This is a genomic window from Rhodococcus sp. ENV425, assembly GCF_002887785.1.
Lineage (GTDB): Bacteria > Actinomycetota > Actinomycetes > Mycobacteriales > Mycobacteriaceae > Rhodococcus > Rhodococcus aetherivorans.
Genome location: NZ_PCZU01000092.1, coordinates 8,574 through 12,652 on the forward strand (window position 1 = coordinate 8,574; position 4,079 = coordinate 12,652).

Annotated in this window: 2 protein-coding genes and 1 pseudogene; all 3 read left to right on the top strand. The window is 69.8% G+C overall.

Annotation, left to right across the window (positions count from 1 at the left end; translation table 11 throughout):
- Positions 1–160, top strand: a 160-nt coding sequence (locus CQZ88_RS30625) for a 4Fe-4S dicluster domain-containing protein (protein ID WP_308410791.1), incomplete at its 5' end; no start/stop codon positions are given.
- Positions 157–3,729, top strand: coding sequence for a pyruvate:ferredoxin (flavodoxin) oxidoreductase (nifJ, locus tag CQZ88_RS07680; protein WP_102799534.1), 3,573 nt, complete (start codon positions 157–159; stop codon positions 3,727–3,729). The genes CQZ88_RS30625 and nifJ, both read left to right, overlap by 4 nt.
- Positions 3,729–4,079, top strand: a pseudogene (locus CQZ88_RS30630) (dihydroorotate dehydrogenase-like protein); the annotation flags it as partial. The gene nifJ and the pseudogene CQZ88_RS30630, both read left to right, overlap by 1 nt.

Genomic DNA, 4,079 nt, shown 5'->3' on the forward strand with positions numbered 1-4,079 from the left:
CGAGTGCGACGGCTGTCTCGGCGCGTGCCCGGAGGACGCGATCGTCAAGCTGGGTGCCGGCCACGGCTACCGGTACGACTACGACAAGTGCACCGGCTGCGCAGAGTGCTTCGAGCAGTGCCCGGTCCACGCCATCGAGATGTTTCCGGAGCCGACATGACGCGTGCCACGGTGGACGGTAACGAGGCGGCCGTGTCGGTTGCCTACCGGCTCAACGAAGTGTGCTGCATCTATCCGATCACCCCGTCGTCGGCGATGGCCGAGCTGGCCGACGAATGGTCCAGCCGGCACCGGCCGAACGTGTGGGGCACCGTGCCGAGTGTGGTGGAGATGCAGAGCGAGGGCGGCGCGGCGGGCGCGCTGCACGGCGCGCTGCAGGGCGGGGCACTGGCGACGACGTTCACCGCGTCGCAGGGGCTGCTGCTGATGATCCCGAACATGTACAAGATCGCCGGCGAGCTGACCTCGGCGGTCATGCACGTCGCCGCCCGGTCCCTGGCCGCGCAGGGACTGTCGATCTTCGGTGACCATTCGGACGTGATGGCGGTGCGCCAGACCGGGTTCGCGTTGCTCGCCTCGGCCTCGGTGCAGGAGGCGCACGATCTGGCGCTGGTGGCGCAGGCCGCCACCCTGCGGACGCGGGTGCCCTTCGTGCACTTCTTCGACGGCTTCCGCACCTCGCACGAGCTCAACACCATCGAGACGCTGGCCGACGACGACCTGCGGGCCCTGGTGCCCGAGGAGCTGATCCGCGAGCACCGCGGACGCGCGTTGTCGCCGGAGCGGCCGTTCATCCGGGGCACCGCGCAGAACCCGGACACCTACTTCCAGGCGCGTGAGACGGTCAACCCGTTCTACGCCCGGGTTCCGGCGGTGGTGGACGAGTTGATGACGCGGTTGGGGGAGCGCACCGGCCGCGACATGCGCATCGTCGACTACACCGGGCACCCCGAGGCGGAACGGGTGCTGGTGCTGATGGGTTCCGGGGCGCACACCGCGGCCGAAACCGCCGCCGCGCTCACCGCCCGCGGTGAGCGGGTCGGGGTGGTGCAGGTGCGGCTGTATCGGCCCTTCCCCGCCGAGGCGCTGTCGGCGGCGCTGCCGGCGACGGTGCGCACGATCGGCGTGCTGGACCGCACCAAGGAACCGGGTTCGCTCGGCGAGCCGCTGTATCTCGACGTCGTCGCGGCCCTCGCCGAGGCACATGCCGACGGTGAGCGGGCCGTCATGCCCCGGGTCTGCGGCGGACGCTACGGCCTGTCGTCGAAGGAATTCACGCCCGGCATGGTCGCCGGCGTCTTCACCGAGCTCGCCCGCGAGCGGCCCCGGCGCCGGTTCACCGTCGGCATCGACGACGACGTGTCCGGCACCAGCATCACCTACGACCCGTCCTTCGACATCGAATCCTCCGACACCGTGCGGGCGATCTTCTACGGCCTGGGCTCCGACGGCACCGTCGGGGCCAACAAGAACACCATCAAGATCCTCGGCGACGAGGAGCACCTGCACGCGCAGGGCTACTTCGTCTACGACTCGAAGAAGTCCGGCTCGCAGACCGTCTCGCACCTGCGCTTCGGGCCACGGCCCATCCGCGCACCGTATCTGGTGAGCCGCGCGGACCTCGTCGGCTGCCATCAGTTCCGATTCCTCGACAAGATCGACGTCCTGGGGCCGGCCGCGCCGGGAGCGACCCTCCTGCTGAACTGCAGACACCGGCCGGACGAGGTCTGGGACGCGCTGCCCCGCCGGGTCCAGGAACAGATCCTCGACAAACGGATCACGCTGTATGCGGTCGACGCGGGCCGGATCGCTCGTGAGGTCGGGCTCGCCGGGCGGATCAATGTCGTGCTGCAGACCTGCTTCTTCGCGATCTCGGATGTGCTGCCGCGCGAGCAGGCCGTCGCCCGGATCAAGAAGTCGGTGGAGAAGACCTACGGCAACCGCGGAGCCGACGTGCTGCGGCGCGAACTGGCCGCGGTGGACCGGGCATTGGAAGAGCTGCACCGGATCGATGTGCCCGACCGGGTGACCACCACGCGGGTGCCGGCGCCGATCGTGCCCGAGTACGCGCCCGAGTTCGTCCGCACCGTCACCGCGGAGATGATGGCCGGGCGCGGGGACGCCTTGCCGGTCAGCGCGTTTCCCGTGGACGGCACCTACCCGAGCGGCACCACCGCCTACGAGAAGCGCAACATTTCGGAACTGGTCGCGGTGTGGGACCCGGACACCTGCATCCAGTGCGGAAACTGCAGTTTCGTCTGTCCGCACAGCGTGATCCGTACCAAGTTCTACGACAAGTCCCACTTGGACGGTGCCCCGGAGCAGTTCGGCTCGGCGGCATTGGGCGCTGTGGGCCTGCCGGATGCCCGGTACACCCTGCAGGTCTACGCCGAGGACTGCACCGGATGCGGGCTGTGCGTCGAGGCCTGTCCTGCCGTGGCCCCCGGCGCGACGGTGACCAAGGCCATCAACCTCGCCCCCCGCGAACCGCGGGTGGCCCCCGAACGCGAGAACATCACCTTCTTCGAGACGCTGCCGACGGCCGACCGGGCCCGGGTGGACTTCGGCACCGTCCGCGGAACGCAGTTCCTCGAGCCGCTGTTCGAGTTTCCCGGCGCCTGCGCGGGCTGCGGGGAGACCCCGTACCTCAAGCTGCTCTCCCAGCTGTTCGGCGACCGGTTGATGATCGCGAACGCCACGGGCTGCTCGTCGATCTACGGTGGCAATCTGCCCACCACCCCCTGGACGACCAACGCGGACGGACGCGGCCCCGCCTGGTCCAATTCCCTGTTCGAGGACAACGCCGAATTCGGGCTCGGGTTCCGGCTGGCCGCCGACGAGCACACCCGGCTCGCCCGGCGGCGCCTGACCGAACTGCGGGAGGCGATCGGTGCCGACCTCGTCGACGACATCCTGACGGCGCCGCAACTGCGCGAGTCCGAGCTGCGCGCCCAGCGGGAGCGGGTGGCCGAACTCGAAACCCTGCTCGCAGAGCTGGATCCCGCCGTAACCGCCGACCTGCGCAGTGTGCTCGACCACCTGGTGCGGCGCAGCGTGTGGATCGTCGGCGGCGACGGCTGGGCCTACGACATCGGTGCCGGGGGCCTCGACCACGTCCTGGCCAGCGGCCGCAACGTCAACGTCCTCGTCCTCGACACCGAGGTGTATTCCAACACCGGCGGGCAGATGTCCAAGGCCACCCCGCTCGGGGCGGTCGCGAAGTTCGCCGCCGGCGGCAAGACGGTGCCGATGAAGGATCTCGCGTTGCAGGCCATCGCCTACGGCAACGTCTACGTCGCCCGGGTCGCGATGGGCGCCGATCCGCAACACACGTTGCAGGCGATGCGGGAAGCCGAAGCCTACGAGGGACCCTCGCTCGTGATCGCCTACAGTCAGTGCATCGCGCACGGCATCGACATGCGTCACGGGATGGACCAGCAGTACCGCGCGGTGGCCAGCGGGCACTGGCCGCTGATCCGCTACGACCCGGTGTTGCGGGCGGCCGGGCAGAATCCGTTCCTGCTCGATTCGCACCGGCCGAGGATTCCGCTCGAGGACTACCGCAGCCGCGAACTGCGGTACCGCGCGCTCGCCAACACCGATCCGGCGGAATACGACCGGCTCCTCGGCCTCTCCGAGGAGGCGATCGCTCAGCGCTGGGACCGGTACGAGGACATGGCGTCGCAAGGGTCGCACCACTTCACCGCCGACGCCCGCAAGGACCGCTGATGGACCTGTCGACGCGGTATCTGGGCCTGGCCTTGCCGAACCCACTGGTGGCGGCGGCATCCCCGCTGTCCCGCACGGTCGACGGTGTCCGGCGGCTCGCCGGGGCAGGCGTCGGTGCGGTGGTGCTCTATTCGCTGTTCGAAGAGCAGCTGCTGCGCGAAGCGGAGCGCAATGCGGCACTGACCGAGCACGGTTCGCAGAGCTACGCCGAGTCCCTGTCGTACTTTCCGGAGGAAGCCGTCGAGGACCACGGACCGCGCCGCTACCTGAGTCTGCTCGAACGCGCCGCGCAGGCGGTCACCGTCCCGGTGATCGGCAGCCTGAACGGCGTCACCCCGGGCGGGTGGGCG